This is a genomic window from Hanstruepera sp. CR43 (assembly GCF_055227665.1).
Window position 1 is genome coordinate 550,436 of record NZ_CP200078.1, and the last position, 23,574, is coordinate 574,009.

Here is a 23,574-nt window from a genome sequence, read left to right on the forward strand (position 1 = left end):
TATAGTCTTTTTATAATTAAACAGCTATCAAGTTTGGCTTCAATTGTTCATAATTACATTTTACCATCATAGAAAATTCTTTATCTTTTTCTATATTAGAATCAAGATAATCAATACACTTTCTTATTGCTTCCTTTTCTAGTTCCTCATCACCTTTCGCAATTTCATAAACATCATGAACATATGTTTTCAATTCAAAATACTTATAGCTTCTTAAATGAAACAATTCATTTCTATCTAATTTTATGGTATCTATAGTTGTAGTTGCTATGTCAAAATTGTCACCTGATTTTGCAACCATTTCTAAACCTACAAACTCGAAATAATCATCTGGGTCCTGAATACAAGGATTTATTATTTGAGGTGATTCGTCTTCAATATCCATATGATGGTTTCGTGCTCTTACAGTTTCATCTTCAAGAGGAAAATCATTTCCTTTTTTCTTATTACATTTATTACAGCTATACAGAAGGTTATCCCAATCATAAGTCAACCAATAGTATCCTGGATTTGATAATACACCACCATGAATTACCGCTTCCTTTGGTCTATAGTGTTCAACTTCGAAATCATCAACAATAATTTTTTCACAATAGCAGCATTTGTTCTTCTGTACATTAACCATTATTGCTTGTTTTATCGTATCATCTCTATATATTTTATTAAAAATCAAGTCTTCACCTGCATCAAAACGCTGTTTTATTTTTCGAGTAGCATTTATCAATCTGCATACTCCAGTAACTGCATGAGGTATTTCTATAGCATCATCTGGCTTATTCAGCTTTACCATAACCTTTTATTCTTGCTACTTTATTTACAAATTGCAACATTTGCATGTCTTCGAAAGTTTCACCTGTTGGTAAAACACCTATTTCCTTTTCAAAGTTTTTCAAAAACTCTTTATCCTCATCACTCATTTCATCTTTATCAAGAATCTCTCTTCTTTTTTTCATAAAAGAATCAAATTTCTCGTTCTTTGGTCTAACACTTTCTAAATCAAAATATGGACTGGTTAGGACATGATTTATGCTCCAACTTTTTTGAAATAACTTTGACTCTTCTGCAACTATTTTTTTATCAACTTTTGAAAATAATATCACTTCAGAATCTCTTGATGATTGAACTATAAGTGGACTATGGGTTGCTACAAATATGTGACTGTTTTTGTCATTCAAATTAAAATCGACAAGCAAATCAGAATAATCTCGTTGCCACTCTGGATTTAAATGTGTATCAGGCTCGTCTAATAAGAATAAACAATCTTCATTTCCTGTTATTAATACTAAACCTAATACAGTCAATAATTGCTGCTCACCCTCACTTAACTGATTAAAGGCAATTGGTTCATCGACATCCTTTTTAACTACTTTAAGTGTAATAGAATTTAAAATGTCAACAATAGTTGTAGATTCTAAAGCATCAAAAAAATCAATGGGATGTTTATAATAATCACTAATAGTTTTAGAAAACTCATCGAAATCTATACTATCAAATAACAAAAACTCTTTTACAAAACTTCTATCGTCTTCTTCTTCATTAGGATAATTAATTGGCTCACTTCCTTTATCATATTGATGATTATACAATCGTGTTAAAATACCATCTACTTTTCCTTTTAAATTCCAGAAAGGGAAATCAACTTTGGGATTATTAATATTTGCAATTAAATAATCCATGCCTTTATTGGTGTTATCAATTTTTGTATAATTCCAATCGGGATTATTAAAGGTTATTTTAAAGTCTATAATATCAATGATACCGAGGTATTTTTTGAATAATTTGGTGATACGCTCTTTAAACTTTACATGCTCTTTAAATAATACGAGTGTAAGCAAGAACAGTTGGCTGTGATAGTTCTCTGTGAAAAACAAACGCCTTAATCCGTTTTCTTTTATTTCTTTATTGACTTCTTCTATTTTTTTAAAATTCTTTTGCCAATTTAATAAGCTCTTTTTTTGTAACTCTTCATGAGGAAGAATTATATCTCTTATTCGTTTATTTTCCCCAGAATAATAACCTACGACGTATTTAGGCAAATAATGTTCTCTTCGGTTTTTTATAAATTCTGAAAAACTTAAATTTTGAAATTCTGTTTTTGTATTTGTGTTTGTTGGTTTGACCTGAACATTAAACACATCTTCTTTGAGTGTAATTAGAATCTCGTTATTTTGGCATTCATAATTAATAGTGTACTCAAAATATTCTGGTTCATAAGCCCAAGATTTAAAATCTTCTAGCTTGTCCAACAAATCCAAATCTCTAAAAATTAAAGCTAAAATTTCTATTAGGTTTGATTTACCCAATCCATTTCTACCGACTAAAAGTGTTACCAAATCAGATTGAAACTCTAAATTGATTTTTTCAATGTTTTTGTATTTTGAAACCCAAAGTCGTTTTATTTTCATTACTTCTTTCTCTTTTTAAGCTTAACTTCTTGTTTTAACTCCTTAATCTCCTCCAACAACGCTTTAGCATCACTATCTGTTGGTAAATGTTCTACCAACTCACCTTTAAAGGCTTTTTGTAAAATGGCTTGTGGTAAGTTTTCTATTTTATTTATTAATTTTTCATAATGCAGTTGAATTTGGTCTGCTTTTAAAAACAAACTTTCTATTCTCTTAACTATTTCTGTTTGTTCCATAATAGAAGGAACCGGAACAGGTATATTATTTAATCCTTTTTGGTTGATTTTTGGAAGAACACTTCGTTCACCTGCTGTGGTTGAGTAGGTCAAAAAAACAGAAGATAACATGTAATAAAAAAGATACTTTTGGTTGATTTCAGCTGTTATAGGGTACATATCAGCACTACAAAGACCCTCAAAATCAGCTAAAATTAATTTATTTAAATAAGGTCGAATTTTAGAATATACTATTGAGCCCTTTTTGAAAAAATGCTTTCCACTTTTCGGCATTATATCTTTTGTATATTCAATTTCTGATAAAACACCTGTATTTTTTTCGATATGATTAGGTGCAACTAAAATATAATCTAGATACTCATTTGGGTCTTTCAAATTAGAATTGATATTTGCTACAGATTCGAAAGAATGAACTTCCCAATTTTGCGGTAAATTGTAACCATAACTTCTAAAAACACTTTTTGGCTTGGTTAATTCAAAAACCTTCAAACTCTTCCCCTTTCTCCACTCTTCCGTAAGCTTACCTGTTACTGCTTTGTTTAAAACAGCTCGTCTAAAGTTTTTAAGTAATTCTGGTATAGTTTCTAAACGTTTTTTAACTTCATCTAATTGGAAGAATAACCTATTAACCTTTTCGCAAATTGAATCTTGTAAATTCTTTGGCGGTAAGCCAATATTAAACGCTTTAACTTCAGGAAAATATATTGTTGTATGGGCTATACCTTCTGCTAATTCATTCAAGAACTGATTTTCAACCATAAATATTAACTGAAGATACCTTGGGTTTAACAAATCAGAACATATCCAATTCACAAACCCCTGACTGGTTGCCATTTCCTTTCCTAATATTACACTATATCCTATAGATGCTGTTCTGCTTAAACAAACCGTACCAGCAGGTAACAGAACAGCTGCTGAATTATCTATACCTAATTGATTAGTATATTCTTTAGTTTCTGTAATGGTTTTACCATGAACTTTTCTAGCATCACCAACAGCCATCCAAGGAATTTCACCTTTCCAATATTCTGGCTTTTTTCTACTAGGCGTATGTCCTGTAGCCAAAGTAGCCACATCTGATAACAAAACCCAAGACCAATTTTTAGGCAAATCCGTATTAGGTCTGCCTACTGACAAAATATATCGACCAGGAATTATATCTGTTGTTGCTTTCCTTCCGCTCATTTATTTTAATTCATTAATAATTTCATTCAAGGCAACTTTTATACTATCAATCTCATTTAATGCGTTTATAGCAACGTCAATTGGTTCACCAATATCTTCTGCTTTAGAAACTTTCTCATCTTCTATAATTCCTATATCAAGAGAATCACTTCTATTTGATATATAATCTCTAGTAAAACATTTCCAGCGTTCGTCTTTAATGGTTTTTCGTTTTTCATCATCAACTTCACCATTATAGTCCATTAATACGTTCTCTTCTGTAATACCACCAGTATAGGCTTTTATAAAGTCGTTAAAGGCTGCTCTGGTAAATGGTGTACGCTTACCATAGTTGGGCACATTGGTACGCATATCGTAAAACCAAACGTTTTTGGTGTTATTGGTTTCAGTTTTGCCTCGTGTAAAAAAGAGCACATTGGTTTTAACACCTGCTGCATAAAAAATACCTGTTGGCAAACGTAAAATGGTATGTAGGTTACATTTATTCATTAAATCGCGCCTAATGCGTTGCCCATCACCATCTTCAAATAAGACATTATCAGGTAATACTACGGCTGCTCTGGCTGTACCTTTTTTATGTAAAGACCTATAAATATGTTGTAAAAAGTTAAGCTGCTTGTTACTGGATACAAAGGTTAAATCGTCTCGGGTTGGTTTTTCACCACCTTTTTTAGTCCCAAATGGTGGATTAGCCAATACACCATCGAAGTTTTTAAGGGTTTTACCCAAGTCTGTTAAGGTATCTCCTAAATAGATGGTACTATCTAAACCGTGTAGCTTGGCATTCATTAAAGCCAAACGGTGTGCATCTTGTACTAATTCTACACCACTTAAAGCCTCGTTTACTTGAAAATCGCGTTCCTTTTCATTAGAATCGTATTTATAATTATAACGTTCTACCAAATATTGGTCGAGTGATATCATAAATCCAAAAGTACCACAGGCTGGATCGTTCCATCGTTCTCCTAATTTTGGCGCTAATAATTCTATCATCACCTTTATTAAAGGACGTGGTGTGAAGTATTGTCCTGCACCACTACGTTTTTCATTGGCATTACGCTCTAGAAGGTCCTCGTAAATTTGCCCCATAGTATCGCGCTCACTTTCGTTATACCAGTCAATTAAATCTATTTGTGTAATTAAGGTTCTTAAATTAACTGGTTTACGTAAGGTGGTAGATGCATTGGTAAATATTTGACTAATGGTAGGATTTACATTTTCTCCAGCACTTATGTTTGCTAGCAAATCTCTGTAACGGTCGTATAATTCTTTATTATCTGTAATCTCCAACAACGTACTCCATTGGTATTCTTCTGGAATTTGATTTTGGAAGCCTTTAACTTCAGACAGCTTTAAAAATAAGATATAGGTTAACTCGTTTAGGTATTGGTGATAGGTTACTCCATCGTCTCGCAAGACATTACAAAGGTTCCATAGTTTATTGGATATTTCTTCTGCGCTCATTTATGCTGGTATATATAAATTATCATTAATGGTATCGATAATTGTTGTGAGTTGATTTTCAAAAATTTTATCTAGTCGTTTAAAACCACCGTCAGACCTAAAGGGCTCTTTATCCAAATCTTCTTTAGTAATTATGGTTTCTTGTAATAGTTGTTTTTCAATGCGGTCTATCCATTTTAATTGGATTTTATTCCAAGTTTTCATAGCTCTTACTTTAGTAACGGCATTCTTTATCCGCTCTTCATGGCTAATTAGAGCATCTCCTAAAGACAGTGTACGAATGTAAGAAATAATATCTGCAGCGATGTCTTCGTTTTTACTGTCCTTCCAGGCCGCATTCAAATTTCTGGCATTATAGCCTTCTTGGTCTAATAATAATTTTAACTCCTTTAAAGACTGTCTATCCAGTTCCTTTGGTTTACTGCAAACAATTTGTAAGGCGGCTACTTTATTTAAGTTTTGATCCAAAAATGCCTTAAAACTATTTAAATAATCATCAGGTTTTTGGCCCTTACCATAACCGCGCTCGGTTCCTAAATACTCATCGATATGCTCAGAAACAAACTGGGCTTTTGGCGCCGGCTTAAAATCATCTAAAAACCGCCATAGCTGATTATACTTGGTCAAAGTTTTAGCGGCCCCTTCTCCATCAAGGTCTTTGAGCATATTAATAAAATCTTCTGGGTCTTTTCCCCCAGAGTTATATTTAAATAGTTCCGCACTTTGCCCAGTAATTTTCTTCTTTTTACGTTGTAATTTAGAGATAATTTGTTCAAGCTGTTTTTTGGCTCTATCGTTAGTCTTAATATCGTCTAATTCATCTATTAACTGCGTAAAAGAAGCTTTTGGGCTTACCACCACAGGTTTCATGGTTGTAAAATCTTCTAATGATTCATACAACCTTACAGCGTCATATATATGGAATACTTCTTTACCAATGTCATCGCAACGCCTTGTGGCTCTACCCAGCATCTGTTCATATAAAATTCTGGACTTGATACGCCTTAAAAATACCAGATTACAAATGGCAGGTACGTCAATACCAGTAGTAAGTAAATCTACAGTTACAGCAATATTTGGAAATTTTTCATTCTTATATCGTGTTAACAACTCTTGTGGCTTGTAGGATTTACCCGTAATTTTGGCAATGGCATCATCTGGAACATCAGCTCCAATGTTATGGTATTCGTCCTTTAATAACTGGACAATTAAATCAGCGTGTTCATCCAAAGCTGTAAATATCAAAGTCTTCTCGTCATCCTCTGGATCAATGACTTTTACCAATTGTTTTGCAACAGTTCTATTAAAGGATTCAGTAATAACCATTTTATTAAAACCTTCAATATCGATATTTAACTCATCTTCTAATGCGTCTAACTCTTCAATGCGGTTGTCTTCTTTAATATAAACTTTGGGTTTTTCTCCTTTTTTCCAGCTAATGCCTTCTTCACTCAATTTAGTTTTAATGGTGTTTGGAGGTTCATGGTCAATTAAAAACCCATCTATAACAGCTTCCCTATACGAATACGTAAAAACAGGCTTCCCAAAAATTTCTGTAGTGTGTAAAGCTGGTGTTGCTGTTAAACCGACTGTAAATGCATCAAAATAATCAACAACCATACGGTATTTACTTACGTAATCGCGTTGGTCTTTAAAGTTGAGTTCTTCATCATCCAGTTCGCGATCCTGTAAATAGCCTCGGTGAGCCTCATCTACAATAATACAATCATAGGTGTCAATTGGTAAAACATCATCCTGCTCATCCTTATAAAACAAACGTTTTACCATACTTTGTACGGTTGAAAAATGCAATCGAGACTCCAAATCAGGAATGGTATCTTTTAATTTATCAACCTTGTATGTTTCCGCAAACGTATTAAGACCTTCAATTTTATTGTCCTCAAAGTTATTAATGGCCTGCACGGCTAGTAGTCGTCTGTCAACCAGAAACAAAATACGCTTAAAACGATTCGATTTTATTAAACGATAGCACAATCCAATGATTGTTCTGGTTTTACCGGTTCCTGTTGCCATAGCAAGCAACGCTTTTTTTCTTTCAGGTTCATTGACAACCAAATCCTCTATAGCTTTTATGGCCTTAATTTGATAATCCCGCAGACTTAATCCAGCTTTATCCTGTAAGTAAGATATGTTTGAATCTTTAAGCTTACTGTTAGATTCTGAAATATCTCTTTTATACAATTCTACCAAACCATCTGGAGAATACCAGCCTCTCAAAGGCTTGGATATATTTCTTTCCTTTCTAACGTCCAAAAACCAAACACCACTTTTGGTTTTAATCTGTTCTAAAAATTCTCTACCGTTTGTTGAAAACAAAAAAGGCACTTTGTATTTCCGCCATTCACCCAATAGCTGGACTTCGTGTTTTGCTTCAGCTAATTCAGAATAACGTTTAGACTGTTGTAAATTGGTAGAAATATCTGTGTCATATTTTTTCGCTTCAACAATACCATATAGTTCTTTACCAATAAAAAGAGCATAATCGGCCCATTTGGAACCAACAGGCCATTCAGATATCGCCATATTTCTACCCTTTTCAGGTAGGGTTTTGTTCTTTTTGTAATCAAGCACTCCAGTTTCTACTTCCCAACCAGCTTCTCGCAATTGCTTATCAATTAAAATACGAGTCTCACTTTCATCCCAATCTAATTTTAAAGCAGCCCTTTCAGAACGCTGCCTTATTTCTTGCTTTTCTTCAAGAGGTTGCTCTTTAATCTCTCGTTCTTGTAACAAGGCCTTGTATTTTATTTCAAGAGCATCATATTCTTCAGTTAACACATGAAGGGCGTGCCTGGTATCTAAATTTTTGGGAGGACTAAATCTAATGTTGTCAATATTATCGCTTCCATAGGTTTGATAAAACCATTTTGACAATTTAAATGCAGAGAACAATACAGATTTTGCATCATTTTCTGTACCCTGATTAGCATGTACAGCCTGATTTCCTTTTCCCTTAACAGCAAAAAATAAATCGAGAACATTACTTGGAACCAGCTTTTCATAATGTAAAATTTTTAACCGATTATGAAAGGTATTGTCCGAAGGAAACTCCAGATAATGTTCCTCAAAAATAAGCTCCGTTAATTTTTCTCCAAGTTGCCTAACTTTAAATATAGCAACAACAGGATCACTGAATACATTATATTCGGCAGTTTGCCCAATATTCCATAGTATTGGGTATTCTTTCTCAAGAAAGTAAAAATTTGATTGGTTCATTTATAAGTTTAAAATCAACTAAACTATTCTGTTATTCTATAGGGAGAGATTAAAGATAATAAAAGAAAAGGAAGTACAAAGAAGTTTGAGCAATCTAACCAAACTTTAACATGCAGAGTGAATTACTCAGAGGTGTTCTTTTTGATTTTATATTATAAAATCTTATAATCCATAATCACAAAACCTAATCAAAGAGATTTTAGTTTGATTTGTTTACAGCTGAAAACATTGCCATATTCCGCTCATGAGCCTCATCTTTTTCTTTTCTTTCTATAGCTTCAATTTGTCGAAAGATATTAGCATTGTATCTATCTACCTTTCCAGACATCGTAAATAAGTCTATTAGCGCCCAAAAACCAAGCCCGCCTAAAGTTATCCAATATAATATTTGCGTTCCCCAATGACCCAAGTAAGCATAATGAGCTCCAAAAATGAACCATAGTAAATAAGCCGTACCTGTTGATTTGATTTTTGATTGTAAATAGTGTTTATCCATGATTAATATTTTAATTAATCATAAACTTATAATCTATAGGTTTAGTTTCCTTGAGGGAATCCGTAAGCTGTGCAATTTTATGTAAAATTTAATCTTCCCAACCACAAAGTGTACGCCCCAATTCTTTTGCATCATTTATTGTCACTTTGCTGATGGTTGCCTTGCAATTAGATAGGCCTCGGCATGTTTTTTTATAATGGTATTTTTTACTGTATTTTCCTTTGCAGATGTAGACATTAGTTTCAAAGGTATTCATGGAAATAACCATGAAAAACATGACTGATAGGAACAGTACTTTTGTTAATTGATTCTCTAAAAGCGTTTTCATTTCTTTTTTCTTTTGGTTGATCGCCATTCCCATGGCGGTATGGCGTTTGGATCTTGCCATAGACCTATTTTATTGAGTCGGGCGTAATCTTCTAGCACTTGAAGTGTACTATCATTTGAATATTTGACATAGTGCCATGCCATGCCGTTTTTAAGCAACTCCTTGCTTAAAGATAATGAATCATTATAAATGACATTACATATGTGCCGGCCGTATCTATCCTTTTTTAAGAACTCTAGTTTCACTTCTTTATCAAATACTTGCATTGATGTGAATTGTTTGGCTCGATTTGAAAAGGGCTGTTTGCGTTCTGGACAGTCAATATTAGCAATTCTTACCTTGATTAGTGTAGAGTCTAAAGTTAATAGTTTTACGGTATCCCCATCTGTTATTGCGACTACTTTGCCTGATAAGGTTTGACTCCAACTATTCAGGTTACCTACTAAAAATAGTGTTATTATATAACTGATAACTAATTTATTCAAAACCTTAAAATTATTATTACATATTATCTTTTTCTACTTCGATCAATATTACAACTACGACATCTCGTTAAATAAGTTACTGATAACTCGTAAACTCCATTCGTATTTCCAATTTTAGAAGTATTGTAATCATAGGACAATCCAAACCTAAATTGATTGTATTCTAATCCTAAAAACCCATTTATTGATGTCAAGATATGACTATTTGAGCTATTTCTAGCAGGATTTGTTGCTGCGGTAATACCAAATAGCATTTGTCTAACTTGAAATAATGACCCTAAATCCAATCGATTGTAATTACCCTGTTGCATATAAACGGCAGATATTAATGCACTATGATCCCCCAAAAAAGGGAAACGGTAATTACCATTTAGAGAAAAGAACATATCGAGTTTTTTGTTTTCTCCTTGAACAAATGAAATATTGGGTCGGTTAAGGTGTTTTACGGACAACCCAAACCAATAAGCTATACCATAACGTTCCTCTCGTTCAAAAACCAAACCTGATGAAATATCAATAAAAAAGACATTATCATTGTTTAATGCTAAAGGATCAACCGTAGACGAACTTATTTCTCCTGTATTGATATTAATCTGATCTTCCAAAGTCAGGTTTTCAAATTGAAAATCTTTGAAACCAGCACCAACCTCAACACCTGGCCTAAAAACCCAACCTTCATTCAAATTAAACCTCTGTGCATAATTAACATTAATTTGTGTATGACTGTAGTTCGTAAAGGATTCATGATGTCTTAAGGCGTTAATCCCTAAACCATATCCGAGCCTAGGACCTTGATCTATTGACTTATTTAAAAATAAGTACTGTGTGTTAATCTTTAAATCCAGCCTTGGCCATTGTGTTCTATGGATTAGACCTGCATAAATTCTATCATTGTCTTCAAAACCAGAGTACCCGGGATTTAATGTTTCTTGTATAAAGATAGATTGCGTAAAAATTGGATCTTGGGCATTCACCAAACAAGTGATAAATAGAAAAAATATATAAAAGAGATAGTTGGATTTCATTTAAATTCTTATTTGATAAATACAAATGCACCGTTGATGTTGATATCGTCGTCATAGAATGTTTTAGCAGAAAGCGTGTAATAGTAATTGCCATTTTCTGCTTCTTGCTCTTTTACTTTTCCATCCCAGCCCCTTATATCATCACCTGATTCAGAATAAATTAAACTTCCCCAAGTATCATAAACATTTAATTCTATATCATCAAGACCAATATAGACGGGACCAAAATAATCATTTATACCATCAGTATTTGGCGTAAATGCATCTGGCATAATTAGTTTGTAACCCGCCTCTATAATTATTGTAATGATTTTTGTATAAACACACCCAAACGGATAGGTGACAGTCTGAGTTACAACATAATTCCCAACATTTAAATATGTATGGGTTGGGTTTTCTTCAGAAGAAAAATTACCATCTCCAAAATCCCATAATATACTAACGAAATCGCCCGTTGCTTCATTGGTGAACTGAATTGGATCTTGAATGGCATATACGCCATAATTGGTATAACCAAACGAAGAAATTGAAAAATCCGGATCTCCTAGAATTGGTATTTGAACATTTAGACTGTAATTGGCCGTACACCCGAAACTATCTACAACTTCCAATATGACTAACCCATTTTCATCGGTCGTCATAATTTCATTATCATCACCACTAATGATTCCACTTGACCACGTGTATTGAAATGGCGGAACTCCTCCGCTTGCAGTTGCAACAAATGATTGATCAACAGTATGCATTTGACAGTCAACTTCAGATTGCGTTTCAACATTTATAGTTAATGGATCAAATCTGTTCACATTCCAACTTCCTTGAATTTCACAACCATTACTATCAGTTATTTGAACCGTATAGTTATTAGGCGGAATATTTATTAAATCCTCTGTTGTTGCACCATTTGACCATATGATGTCATACGGAGGCATTCCTCCCTCTATTAGTAGATTTATTGCGCCACTATTGGTGTCGTCACAATCTAATGCATCAGTTACATTAGCAGAAATTAATAAAGGTTCAATGTCAAAAATTGTAAAATCCTCTTGTATTACGCAAGGTGTCCCGTCTGTTATGGTTACTGAATACGTGCCAGGTCCTAAATTATTTCTTTCAATACCTGCTGTTGGATCATCATCCCAAACAACCGTTACGGGGTCAATTCCTCCTTCAAAATTAAGTACAATACTTGCATCATCCTCTCCTGCGCACGAAATTTGAGTAACTACAGGATCAATTAAAAAAATTGGTGCTTCTTCGATTTCAATGGGAAAAGTATTTATACAATCTACTGAATCTGTAATTGTTATAGTATAGATACCTGCTGATAAATCTGTTTGACTGAAACCAGTACCAAAATTGCTCCATTCAATATTGTATGGAGGAACACCTCCAAAAATATTATCTATAGTTATGGAGGCATTATTATCTCCATAACATACTATTTCTGTAATAGTAACTTCAATATCAATTTCATCATTTTGAATGATTTCAACATCCAAAATGTCAACACAACCTGAACTGTCAGAAAGCGTGAGTGTATATACTCCAGCTATTAAATTTACAATATCTTGATCCGTACTTAAAAATCCACCAGGTCCTGACCAAGAAAACAAATAATCTGGCCTACCTCCAGTTGGATTTATAGTAATTGCTCCCGTATTATCACCAAAACATAAAACATCGGTTTTAGAAACCAAATTAGCAATTAAGGGGTCAGGTTCTTCAATTGTAAAACTTTCAGTAATTGAAGGACAATTATTAATGTCAGTTACGGTCACTTCATAAAGACCCGGTCCTAATCCTGAAAGATTTTGATCTGTAGAAAAAGGCACCCCATCAAGTGTCCAATTGTATACATATGGCATAGTGCCTCCTGTAATATTAATATTAATTTCGCCATCATTTGCTCCAAAACAAGAGATAGTTTCTGGATCAAAAACTATAGAATCAAAACTTAAAAGTTCTGGTTCTTCAATAATGAAACTATCTGAATATGGACATCCTCCATTATCTTCAATATCTAAAAAGTATGTTCCAGCTTCCAGATTAAAAATATCCTCATCGCTACTGACAAAGCCATTTGGACCCGTCCAACTGATATTATATGAATTGCCAGTTGTAAAAGGCACACCACCAACTATCGATATTTCAATTGATGCATCCATTGATTCAAAACAACTGTTATTGTTTAAAATTGGCGTTACTGAAATGGAAGGATTTACGATGATTTCCACTTCAAATTCAGAGCCTATACAATCTCCGGAAATGGGCTGTATAGTATAAGTTACGGTAGCTGGCTCTGTTGTTGTGTTCACTAAAAATTGAGTAATTGAAGAAATTGGTGTTAATTCTTCAGATGCACCCGTTATACTACCAATTGGATTAATTGTGGGTGTATTCCAAGAATAAAGTGTGTTGTCTGGAATTATATCACCACCCGAGTCATCTGGTATGTATTCAAAGCTATTACCACTACAGATAGTTTCAGAATAATCACTTATTTCTGGTACTTGATTAATGGTTATCTCAACTATTTCTGAAACAATCACATCACACCCACCTGTTTCAAAACTTACTGTGCAATAGTAGTAAACTGTTCCTACACTATCGGATGGAGGTAAATAATTGGGATTACCGCCTTCTGGAAGTGGAATCATATTTGGAGTATCTGTATCATTCGTATCATTAGAATACCACTGATATGTAGGTTCTGTACCATTATTAATGCTTACTACTAATTCCTGAATATTATCTCCCAAACAAATAGTTTGCGAAATGGGTTGATTAACAAAACTAGGGCCTTGGTTTACTGTTATGCAAACAGTCTCGCTAACACCAATGCAGCCAATGGCTGTTGGTTGGCTAACCTCACAGTAATAATAAGTAATACCTACAGTTCCCGTAGGCGGTGTAAAGGTTGCTGTACCATCTCCTACTGGCATCCCTCCTGTATTGGAATCTGTTGGATTGCTATACCACTGATATGAATAATCTGTACCTATGCCTCCCGATGCTTCAGCGGTTAAAACATTTGCCTGTGCATCCTGACAAAGTACTTGAGGTTCTGGAGGTGTTATGGTTACTAATGGGTCTTCAACTACTTCTACAGTGTAAACTTCACTCAATACATCTGAACAGCCCAAAGACTCATCTACGTTTATAACCACATAATAATAGTATGTTCCTACCGTATTTAAAACAGGTGGTGTAAATGTAAGACCTGTAGCCCCAGTAATTGCCGTACCACCACTATTGGAGTTAACAGTGTTACTATACCATTGGTATGTGATAGTTCCTGTTCCCGTTCCGTTTAGTTCAACTGATAAAGCGCTTGCAGTACCACCTTCACAAATGGTTTCCGAGGTTGGTGAATTATCAATTGCCACATTATCTACAACAGTTACTGAAACCGGAACTGTTTCTATTTCCGAACAGCTTCCAGTACCGCTAAATGTAATCACACAATAATAAAATACTACGCCAACTGTATCTGTTGACGGATCAAAGGTCGGGGAATCTGAACCTACAACTGTGATGTCGGATGGATCTGCCTCAGGATATGAATACCATGTATATGTTGCTGTACCGGTCGCGTTTGTAAACGAAACCTCCAATTCGGGAGCATCTCCATTTAAACAGACACTGCTCGACACAGGTATATCCACAAAACTAGGACCTTCGTTTACTGTTATGCAAACAGTCTCGCTAACACCAATGCAGCCAATGGCTGTTGGTTGGCTAACCTCACAGTAATAATAAGTAATACCTACAGTTACAGTAGGCGGTGTAAAGGTTGCTGTACCGTCACCTACTGGCATTCCTCCTGTATTGGAATCTGTTGAATTGCTATACCACTGATATGAATAATCTGTACCTATGCCTCCCGATGCTTCAGCGGTTAAAACATTTGCCTGTGCATCCTGACAAAGCACTTGAGGTTCTGGAGGTGTTATGGTTACTAATGGGTCTTCAACTACTTCTACAGTGTAAACTTCACTCAATACATCTGAACAGCCCAAAGACTCATCTACGTTTATAACCACATAATAATAGTATGTTCCTACCGTATTTAAAACAGGTGGTGTAAATGTAAGACCTGTAGCCCCAGTAATTGCCGTACCACCACTATTGGAGTTAACAGTGTTACTATACCATTGGTATGTGATAGTTCCTGTTCCCGTTCCGTTTAGTTCAACTGATAAAGCGCTTGCAGTACCACCTTCACAAATGGTTTCCGAGGTTGGTGAATTATCAATTGCCACATTATCTACAACAGTTACTGAAACCGGAACTGTTTCTATTTCCGAACAGCTTCCAGTACCGCTAAATGTAATCACACAATAATAAAATACTACGCCAACTGTATCTGTTGGCGGATCAAAAGTTGGGGAATCTGAACCTACAACCGTGATGTCGGATGGATCTGCCTCAGGATATGAATACCATGTATATGTTGCTGTACCAGTTGCGTTAGTAAACGAAACCTCCAATTCTGGAGCATCTCCATTTAAACAAACGCTACTCGATACCGGTATATCTACAAAACTGGGGGCTGGATTCACAGTCACCACAAATTCAACCTCCTCTCCTACACAAGGTCCAATTGCGGGAGTCACTGTATAGGTAACTGTCCCTGAAGTACTATTGGCATTTATTAACGTTTGCGACCCAATGACATTAGTATTCCCTGATGCATCAAATCCAGAAATCCCCGCGTCTGCATTTGCAACCCAGGTATAAGTAGTTTCACTTGAATCTGAAACCAATACGATTTCAGTAATACTATTTCCAGAGCAAATTTCTTGTTCAAATTCTGTGTTGGTAATTGTGGGCGATTCATTGATTGAAAATTCTTCTGTGACAGTGGATGTTCCACAACTATTTGTAATACTAAACGTTATTACATAATCACCATTAGTTGCATAATTAATTGCTCCTGGATCCAAATTGTTTGATGATGCTGGTGAACCTCCTGGAAAAGACCAACTATACGTTACATTCTCACTATTTGGAGCACAAGTATCAATGAGAGCAACCGGAGTTATTGAACTAGGTCCACATTCATTTTCAATTGGATTAATTGAAGCTGAAGGCGGTGCTTTTACAATAATTTCTTCAGAAGTATCAAAACTTCCGCATGAATTCGTGGCGGTTAAACTCAATGTATAAATTCCTGGCGTTTCAAAGTTGAATGACGGATTAACTGAATTTTGATTCGAACCTCCTATAAAACTCCAATCTGCGGGTGCTGTCCCACAATAATCGGCAGCATAGGTTACTGTCCATAGATAATCTGTATTTACACAACTTACAGATTCATCAGTTGTATTTGTGGTACTAACATTTAACGGACCACAACCTTCATTTAAACTGGTCAAAAAAGTTGGGCTTAATGGACCTTCAATGCATATTTCTTGAGAATATTCAGTAGCATCACAAAAATTATTATCGGCACTTAATGTGACAGTATACGTACCACTACTTGTATAAGTATGATTCACATTTTCATAAGTAGATGTTTCATAAATAGGTGTTCCATCTCCAAAATCCCAAGTGAAATCAACATTTTCATTACAGTTAAACCCAAAACCTTGTTCTGAAGTATTGATAAATTGTGTTGATGTATTAATACAACTTGTTTCTGGTGCAGTAAAACTAGCATCTGGACTAATTATTATAACTATATTCGGCACAGTTGCTGGATTGGGTTCAGGGGCACAAGCATTTCTTATCCATAAACGAGCAACGAATTCCCCGGGACAACTAGATTCTGTATAAGAATGAGGTTGAATTGGAAATGGCAAGGATTCTGAAGGGTTAGAGGCATTATAATATATTGATGCTTCAAGTTCAATTTGAGTATAAATCACTGTTGTTCCATCACCATAATCTATTTCATATGTGGTATCGGAAGTATTAGTACCCCATGATCCTATTTGAAATTGAATATCCTCAGTTGGTGCGCATAAATTTACTGTATTTCCAGGAGTCGCTAAACCACCTGATGGATTTGAAGAGTTTTTTACATCATAACTAATTGTATTTGAACATCCATTATCACCAATTGCTGTAATCTGCATATTGTATGTTCCAAATCCAACATAATTATGAGAAATTGGGAAGCTAACATTATTTTGTGAACTACCATCCCCCCAATTGATATTATAGCTGCTTATACATCCAGCAGAATTTGAAATATTTCCAACTCCTATTAAATATTCATTACTTATCTCTGAATTCCCACAATTGTCGAAATGTCCTGCAGGACCAGGATTTAAATCTTCAAACTCGATATCTGGTTTTTCCTTGATTGTAATAGTTTGAGTAATTGAGCTAGAATCACCATTATCATCTGTCACAGTGAGGGTAACATTAAAATTTCTATTTCCACAACCAAGTGCTTGAAATACATGATTTGGATTTGGAACAGTTGAAGTCCCGCCGTCACCAAAATTCCAGGTATAATCAAAAGGTCCATCGCCTGTAACAGTTGAATTAAATGATACTGCTGTTCCAGAGCAAACATTATTGTTAAAGGTAAAATCAACTGATGGAGGAAGTTGATTTGTGTCTATTATACTTTTATTTCCATTGTTTAATCCCAATATTGTTGCATAAAAGGAAAAAATCAGTAATGACAGTGTCAGTGTCTTTCTTTTCATCATATGACATGATTTAAATATTTACTGATACCATAGAAAACTATGATATCCATTTTGTGCTATAATCAATAAGGAAAATGGGGATCTTATTTTAACGGATACTAAAATAAAATTAGCAAGTGGTATTTTTATACAACTTACAAATTCAAATTTAAAAAAATATAATTAAAATTTTGAATCAATCTTTTTAGATTCATTTAGTAGTTTATTTAAATGCTTTAAAGCGTTCAAAATAGAATCGGCTTTATCTGGACTACTTACCCTCATAATCAATTTATGTTTATCCCAAGTGTTTCTTTTCTCATTTTTTAAAATCGATACAAAAATATTAACATATGCCAACTGGTCCGACCGCCTTGATACTCTTTGAAATTTGTAAACATTAGAAAAGTCATAAAGAATTCCCTTGTTTTTTTCTTCGTTACTGTTCTTCTTTAACTCAATTAATCGTAAATAATTCCCTTCAAAAACAGCTTTGTAATGGCTTTTAAAAGAATCTTCTTCGTAACCATATTTATTTATATACTCAACTATAAAATCTTTGGTTTCCTGTAAAGATATTTCATTGCCCTTATTATCGATAAAAGATTCCTCTACACCATTTGAATAAATAATCTTTGATATTTCCTTTTTATGGATATAATATATTGGACTATCGTCTAAATCTGATCTTTTATACTTAACCTCTTCCAAACCAATTTCTTCGATATTAGCATATATGCTATCCTTTTTTATATTGATAATTATATCTTGAGCACACAAATGTCCCTGAATAATTGAAAACAATATTAGCAAACAGTTTTTCATTTCTGATAATCTTTTAAAATTATAATCTAATTACAAACCCTAAATCTAAAGCGATGTCGAATTCATCATTGTAATTAGTATTCAAATAATAAGCACCTCCAACTCCTGCATTAAATCCAAAACCAATTTTATCACCCCAAGTCCAATCGACACCAATTAAGGCTGCCGGACCATACAATAACTCCTTGTCGTTATTATAATAGTTGCTTCCATAGTTGTAAGAATAGGTTTCTTCATAGCCATATAACCCAAATTGACCATTAATATACAGTCCCTTATATGGATAAAATTTAATACCGGCAGAGCCAAGCACTGGTGCTTCTGGAAAATACCCTACTCCCGCATGAAACCCTACACCCACAATTCCTCCAGTTCGGTACAAAACTCTAATTCCTGCACCCCCATAACTATTACCATATCCAACTGCCAATAAAAGGTAAGAACCATCATAATCATTATAAATTGATGGCGTTTCAACTCTTGTATATTGGTTTTCTTCTTTAGCCTTATCAGTATTGATTTTTTCTCGTGTACCGTTTTCATATATAATCATAAAAACATTTGATTTTTCAATATTTCTTATTGGACCTTCAAGATTATTAAAATCCTTATACTTCACGACATTGGTGGTTATTTCCAATATTTTAGACTTGATTTCATCCCCATCCTTTTTTACAATAATATCTTGAGAAAAAGAAAATAAGGTGCCTAAAAAAATAATACAGATAGAAATAATAAATTTTTTCATAATGGTTTAATTAGTTAATATTCCAAACTTATTACCATCCCGTTTAATATCCTTACGGAATTCCGTAAGTAAAAAAAGGTATGCCCGTTAAACAGACATACCTTACATAATCCTCCTAAACTAACTAATTAATTAATAGCACAGCTAAACTACAAGAAGCTATACTACTTTCCTTACTGTTTTCCGTATTGTGTTAAATAAGTCCTAAATCTTTTACAATTGCCACCAGGTGTATGGCATTGTTGGCCTTGAATTGTATGCGTAGTTTGTTTAATCGTTTTTCAATGGAACTTAAACTAGATGGACTAATATCGTTTTCTTTAAACAATTGGCTTATTTGATCCTGTGATAGCCCGTTAGCCAGTTTTTTTACCAAAAGAATGTCATAATCATCGATTTCCAAATCGGATTTCTTGTTCAAAGCCTGTGAGACCTGATCGGATAAATACAACTCATTATTGTAAACTGATTTTACGGCTTCGGATAATTCTATAAGGCCTCGTCGACCTTTACATACATAGGCTTTGGCTTGGTACTTTTTAACCAGTCTACGCACTTTTTGTATGCGGTCCTCAATGGAATAGACAATTATTTTAAGTTCTGGAAACTCCTGATGCAAAGCTCTTATCAACTCCTCGCCTGATTCAAACTTTTGATCCCGATGGTCTTTTTTAAAGGACAAATCGGTAATCAATAATTCATATGGGGCATTATCCAAAAATGCTTTTTTAATTTTTAGATAGGCATCGTCACAATACTGCACAGGAGTGACTTCTTTTACCTTTAAGGTTTCGAGTGCCGTGAGCATACCCAGGTTCATGCTAACCAAATCATCTGACACTATTACTTTTTTGAACATGCTAAACTTTCATTAAGACTTTAAAGCCGTCGTTTATTTCGGTTTTAAAAGTAATAGAACCTTTTATAGAAAAAATACGGTTTTCCGTATTCAAGAGACCATTTTGTTTTTTCAGGTTGGTTCCCACACCATTATCCTTATAATTTATAAGGACATGTTTATTATCGTTACTGAAGGTAATGGCCACCAAGCTTGCATGACTGTGTTTTTTCATGTTTATCATGAGTTCTTGTAGCACCCGATATACAGCTATCTTTTTCTTATTGGATACCTTATCCCATTGAATTTTGGATATGCCAGAAACAATGACATTAGTAGTCTGGTTTTTATAACTTGAGAGCAGTTCGAGCAACACTTCTTGAAAATCATCATCCAGTTTAATATCATGATACTCCCTGGAAATGTCTCTTGTTTTATTGTAAACTATTTCTAAATCATCCAGCACAGTATCTGACTTTGATGCTGTGTGTTGAATTTTGTTCATGATATGATAGACATCATTAGCAACTTCATCATGAACTTTTTTAGAAATACGTAACTCGGTATTGGCAATTTCAACTTCTTTTTCCTTTTGGTATTTACTTTTTAAATAAAAGAAAATGAATAAGGCTATCAGGCTAATGATAAGCGCCAAGAGACCGTAGATAATTTTATAGGATTTTTGTTTTTGAACTTCCAATAAGCGTTGCCTGGCCAATTGTTCCTGTTTCTCCAAATCATATTTTTTGGAAGCGTATTTGCCTTGGTATATCAAATCGGCCTGCTGAATGCTATCTTGTATTTCTTTGTACATACGGATATCCTGATCTGGCTTTAAACTGACCAATAAGCCAAGTACAGCCATCAGTTCTTTTGGATTGTTGGATATTTGTGCTAAATCTAAAGCCTTTTGGGCATAAAAATTCGCTTCCTCAAAATTATCTTGGCGTTTAAAATGTTCGGCTATATCATAGTAGCTTGACATGATTTGTGAATTATTCTCCAATTTTAATCGAATATTCAGAGCTTCAGTCAAATAATCCCAAGCCCTATTATCCTGAAGTTTGCTGTAAACAATGCCTAAATTATCAGCACTCCGAGCCAGATTTACCGAATCGTTCATGACTTTACTTTGGTCATATACACGCAACAATAATGCTTCTGCCTCCTGATAATTATTACTCATTAAATAGGCATACCCGATATTATTCCATAAAATAATTTTATGTTGTTGATTAGAGGTTAACTGGATAGCTTTATTGTAAAATTCGATAGCCTTTTCATATTCCATTAATTCCCGATACGTTTTGCCCAAACGGTTATAAATACCAACTTTTGACTCATTAGTTATTGCATTTACCTCCTGATTTTCTAATAGTCTTAAGGCCTCAATAGATGATTTTTCACTATCATGCAGCATACCCAGTCCATTTTGAATAATGGCTATTTGCCTTAGGCTATAAATCGCATTGGTAGTATCAGAATCTTGTAATTGAACTTCTTTTTGATTTTTATAGTAAGCATAGGCTTCGACCAAGTCATTTTTTGATTGGGGTTTTAAAACTTTCTGGTAATAATATTGACTACTATCTAATGGACTATTGCCTTCCTTGATGGATTGAGAAAACATACCAAGTGATATGAAAAGAAATAAAAAGAGGAATGATTTAACTTTGTTTATCATTCCCCTAATTTAAAAACTAATTGTCAATAGACAACATTATCCGCCTTCTCCTGGTGGTGGCGGTGGTGGTGGCGGTGGAATTTCTCCTTCGTTACCACAGCAATCTTGTGCCTGTTCGGTGCTATCTTGAATGACTTCTGGACTACAAGACACCAAACCTATGTATGTGCTCATTACCATGAGCATGATTAGTAATCTTTTCATTTTTAAAAAAGTTTTGAAATTTTACAATAGTGTTGCTGTCCAAAAGATTTTGGATACTTTCATGGCCAGCAGCACGCTTCATGTTGTGAGAAGACGTCGTTCTCGCTTTGAGAAGTTGGAGCGCAAGTCCCGAGTGTTTCTTTACTTCTCAACAAGAACACACCTAGGATTGCTACTCCATAAATTGATTTCCGCAAGCCTCTGCGAAAAGGCATAAATCAATTATGTAGCAAATGAAAAGAATAGCTTGAAGTATACATGGAAAGCGCATGGAAATGCTATGGAAAGGATTTTTCCATGACTATTTCCTAAATATTTGTAGTTTTATTACGGAATATTTCTTTGTATGAATGCCAACCAGAAATTAGTAACGTTAGTCTTTGAAAAAGCTGCAACCGATTCTCAATCTGATGTATTAACTCAACAAGCAAAATTCATCGTGAATGAAATTGATGAACGTTATGACATTGCTATTACTGACAAAACTCTTCGTAATTATTACAATGATTTGGTTAAAGGACATAATCCCAATGTAAACATCAGACAAGACATAGCTAATTCCCTATCCAAATACTTGGGTTATCATGACTTTGCCGCATTCAAAAAAGACCATGTTGTTGTTAGAGAAAAAACCAAAAAGAGCTTACCTCAAAAAGTAGTCATGGGTGGTTTGGTTGTGTTAGCGAGCTATTTTGGATATGAAGCAACAGCTGATAAATGCATGGCTTGGGTAGATAATACGAGATATGAGAAGGTTAATTGTGAAGCCGAAAATACGGTACCAATAGATGATCGATTACTTTCTCAATTTGAACGAGTTGAACCAGACGATACATACCCATTTTTTAAAGCAGATGGTTCTCCAAATCTTTGGTATGGTAAATCAGTCAAAGGGGAGTATGAATATTTCAATAATTACGGTATGCACCCTGTAACTGGAAAGACTTTAAAAGGTATAACAGAGTATATGATTAAAAAATATATATTGGATAATGAATGATTTGAGCCTTTATGCAGAATTGGCTACCCAAAAATCGTGTTCATTTAATTTCGATTATTGCTCTTTTGCTGACTTCTAAATTTTGAAAATACAGTTCAATATTCGAACTAAAATTATCTCGTTCAAAAACAGTGTTTTATTCCAAATAATTTATATATTGAAATTCAAAATTATTATTAATCAAGTGAACAAAAACCAGCTCGTTTTTGAACACGTTTTGAATGAAAAATACACTTAACTAACTGATTTTCATTTAGTTAAAATTTTCATAACCCAGAGGTCACGAGTTCAAATCTCGTCCTCGCTACAGCAGTAAAAGCCTGATGGTATCATCAGGCTTTTTTTATACCCCGAAGCGTCAAGCTTGCTTGTAAGCACAGGGGTATAAAAAAGGACTGCAATACGCAGTATTGCGGGCTTTTACTGCGGTAAAGCATTCCCCTTTGGATTCACCGTCAGGTAAATCTTAAACCAAACGTTATTCATTAGTGACGCAGAAATACGCAGTATTGTAGGCTTTTACTGTTGTACAGCTACCCAATATGGATTCTTTAAATCTCTTTTTATTCCTTGAAAACCTAGCGTCAAAGCCGTATCATGCGCATTGCAATCGTTTTACTTGGCAATGCTCCACTGCCCTACCTGGCCTTGACTTGGTTTTACTACGTTATAAAAATAAGGCCAGCTTCTTAAGTGGAAACTTTAAAGTGGTATGATTTCATTCAAAACCTATAATGTATTATCAAACGCAGTTTTCAGACTCAGAG

16 protein-coding genes are annotated in these 23,574 nt (G+C 34.3%); 1 reads left to right on the forward strand and 15 read right to left on the reverse strand.

The genetic code is table 11. The annotated features are described in order from the left end of the window. Nucleotides 1–16: 16 nt before the first annotated feature. The 15 genes from ACKXGU_RS02395 to ACKXGU_RS02465 all read right to left on the reverse strand — a co-directional run bounded on the left by ACKXGU_RS02395 (nt 17) and on the right by ACKXGU_RS02465 (nt 21,807). Nucleotides 17–790 carry a retron system putative HNH endonuclease gene (locus ACKXGU_RS02395; protein ID WP_463466480.1) on the reverse strand — a complete coding sequence of 258 codons (774 nt, stop codon included), beginning with the start codon at nt 788–790 and terminating at the stop codon, nt 17–19. Next, nucleotides 774–2,405, reverse strand: a complete 1,632-nt coding sequence (locus ACKXGU_RS02400; protein ID WP_463466481.1) for an AAA family ATPase — start codon at nt 2,403–2,405, stop codon at nt 774–776. The genes ACKXGU_RS02395 and ACKXGU_RS02400 overlap by 17 nt, the downstream gene beginning before the upstream one ends. Next, on the reverse strand, nt 2,405–3,751 hold the full coding sequence (locus ACKXGU_RS02405; protein ID WP_463466482.1) for a restriction endonuclease subunit S: 1,347 nt from the start codon (nt 3,749–3,751) through the stop codon (nt 2,405–2,407). The genes ACKXGU_RS02400 and ACKXGU_RS02405 overlap by 1 nt, the downstream gene beginning before the upstream one ends. Before the next feature lie 75 nt (nt 3,752–3,826). Continuing rightward, nucleotides 3,827–5,290 carry a class I SAM-dependent DNA methyltransferase gene (locus ACKXGU_RS02410; protein ID WP_463466483.1) on the reverse strand — a complete coding sequence of 488 codons (1,464 nt, stop codon included), beginning with the start codon at nt 5,288–5,290 and terminating at the stop codon, nt 3,827–3,829. Next, nucleotides 5,291–8,527, reverse strand: a complete 3,237-nt coding sequence (gene hsdR / locus ACKXGU_RS02415; RefSeq protein WP_463466484.1) for a type I restriction-modification system endonuclease — start codon at nt 8,525–8,527, stop codon at nt 5,291–5,293. Nucleotides 8,528–8,726: 199 nt separating this feature from the next. Next, on the reverse strand, nt 8,727–9,023 hold the full coding sequence (locus tag ACKXGU_RS02420) for a TM2 domain-containing protein (RefSeq protein ID WP_463466485.1): 297 nt from the start codon (nt 9,021–9,023) through the stop codon (nt 8,727–8,729). Nucleotides 9,024–9,111: 88 nt separating this feature from the next. Then, nucleotides 9,112–9,351 carry a hypothetical protein gene (locus ACKXGU_RS02425; protein WP_463466486.1) on the reverse strand — a complete coding sequence of 80 codons (240 nt, stop codon included), beginning with the start codon at nt 9,349–9,351 and terminating at the stop codon, nt 9,112–9,114. Further along, complete coding sequence (locus tag ACKXGU_RS02430; protein WP_463466487.1) at nt 9,348–9,836, reverse strand: thermonuclease family protein; 489 nt, start codon at nt 9,834–9,836, stop codon at nt 9,348–9,350. Before ACKXGU_RS02430 ends, ACKXGU_RS02425 begins: the two co-directional genes overlap by 4 nt. Nucleotides 9,837–9,859: 23 nt before the next feature. Continuing rightward, a complete protein-coding gene (locus tag ACKXGU_RS02435) occupies nt 9,860–10,861 on the reverse strand; it encodes a PorP/SprF family type IX secretion system membrane protein (RefSeq protein ID WP_463466488.1) in 1,002 nt (333 codons plus the stop codon). Between the two features lie 8 nt (nt 10,862–10,869). After that, nucleotides 10,870–17,529, reverse strand: a complete 6,660-nt coding sequence (locus ACKXGU_RS02440) for a PKD domain-containing protein (protein WP_463466489.1) — start codon at nt 17,527–17,529, stop codon at nt 10,870–10,872. Nucleotides 17,530–17,691: 162 nt separating this feature from the next. Next, complete coding sequence (locus ACKXGU_RS02445) at nt 17,692–18,333, reverse strand: hypothetical protein (RefSeq protein WP_463466490.1); 642 nt, start codon at nt 18,331–18,333, stop codon at nt 17,692–17,694. A 19-nt stretch (nt 18,334–18,352) separates the two neighbouring features. Then, nucleotides 18,353–19,081, reverse strand: coding sequence for a hypothetical protein (locus ACKXGU_RS02450; RefSeq protein ID WP_463466491.1), 729 nt, complete (start codon nt 19,079–19,081; stop codon nt 18,353–18,355). A gap of 193 nt (nt 19,082–19,274) precedes the next feature. Next, nucleotides 19,275–19,940: a response regulator transcription factor gene (locus tag ACKXGU_RS02455; protein WP_463466492.1), complete on the reverse strand. Its 666-nt coding sequence runs from the start codon at nt 19,938–19,940 to the stop codon at nt 19,275–19,277. A 1-nt stretch (nt 19,941) separates the two neighbouring features. Next, a complete protein-coding gene (locus tag ACKXGU_RS02460; protein ID WP_463466493.1) occupies nt 19,942–21,603 on the reverse strand; it encodes a tetratricopeptide repeat-containing sensor histidine kinase in 1,662 nt (553 codons plus the stop codon). Between the two features lie 36 nt (nt 21,604–21,639). Continuing rightward, nucleotides 21,640–21,807 carry a hypothetical protein gene (locus tag ACKXGU_RS02465; protein WP_463466494.1) on the reverse strand — a complete coding sequence of 56 codons (168 nt, stop codon included), beginning with the start codon at nt 21,805–21,807 and terminating at the stop codon, nt 21,640–21,642. A 346-nt stretch (nt 21,808–22,153) separates the two neighbouring features. Between ACKXGU_RS02465 and ACKXGU_RS02470 the strand changes: the two genes are divergently transcribed. Further along, nucleotides 22,154–22,807: a hypothetical protein gene (locus tag ACKXGU_RS02470; RefSeq protein ID WP_463466495.1), complete on the forward strand. Its 654-nt coding sequence runs from the start codon at nt 22,154–22,156 to the stop codon at nt 22,805–22,807. Nucleotides 22,808–23,574: the final 767 nt, after the last annotated feature.

Excerpts from the sequence above, each read along its gene's own strand:
- ACKXGU_RS02395 (WP_463466480.1), bottom strand. The coding sequence starts at position 790 with ATGGTAAAGCTGAATAAGCCAGATGATGCTATAGAAATACCTCATGCA.
- ACKXGU_RS02440 (WP_463466489.1), bottom strand. The coding sequence starts at position 17,529 with ATGATGAAAAGAAAGACACTGACACTGTCATTACTGATTTTTTCCTTT.
- ACKXGU_RS02470 (WP_463466495.1), top strand. The coding sequence starts at position 22,154 with ATGAATGCCAACCAGAAATTAGTAACGTTAGTCTTTGAAAAAGCTGCA.
- ACKXGU_RS02465 (WP_463466494.1), bottom strand. The coding sequence starts at position 21,807 with ATGAAAAGATTACTAATCATGCTCATGGTAATGAGCACATACATAGGT.
- ACKXGU_RS02455 (WP_463466492.1), bottom strand. The coding sequence starts at position 19,940 with ATGTTCAAAAAAGTAATAGTGTCAGATGATTTGGTTAGCATGAACCTG.
- ACKXGU_RS02425 (WP_463466486.1), bottom strand. The coding sequence starts at position 9,351 with ATGAAAACGCTTTTAGAGAATCAATTAACAAAAGTACTGTTCCTATCA.
- ACKXGU_RS02450 (WP_463466491.1), bottom strand. The coding sequence starts at position 19,081 with ATGAAAAAATTTATTATTTCTATCTGTATTATTTTTTTAGGCACCTTA.
- ACKXGU_RS02410 (WP_463466483.1), bottom strand. The coding sequence starts at position 5,290 with ATGAGCGCAGAAGAAATATCCAATAAACTATGGAACCTTTGTAATGTC.
- hsdR (WP_463466484.1), bottom strand. The coding sequence starts at position 8,527 with ATGAACCAATCAAATTTTTACTTTCTTGAGAAAGAATACCCAATACTA.
- ACKXGU_RS02420 (WP_463466485.1), bottom strand. The coding sequence starts at position 9,023 with ATGGATAAACACTATTTACAATCAAAAATCAAATCAACAGGTACGGCT.
- ACKXGU_RS02435 (WP_463466488.1), bottom strand. The coding sequence starts at position 10,861 with ATGAAATCCAACTATCTCTTTTATATATTTTTTCTATTTATCACTTGT.
- ACKXGU_RS02445 (WP_463466490.1), bottom strand. The coding sequence starts at position 18,333 with ATGAAAAACTGTTTGCTAATATTGTTTTCAATTATTCAGGGACATTTG.
- ACKXGU_RS02400 (WP_463466481.1), bottom strand. The coding sequence starts at position 2,405 with ATGAAAATAAAACGACTTTGGGTTTCAAAATACAAAAACATTGAAAAA.
- ACKXGU_RS02460 (WP_463466493.1), bottom strand. The coding sequence starts at position 21,603 with ATGATAAACAAAGTTAAATCATTCCTCTTTTTATTTCTTTTCATATCA.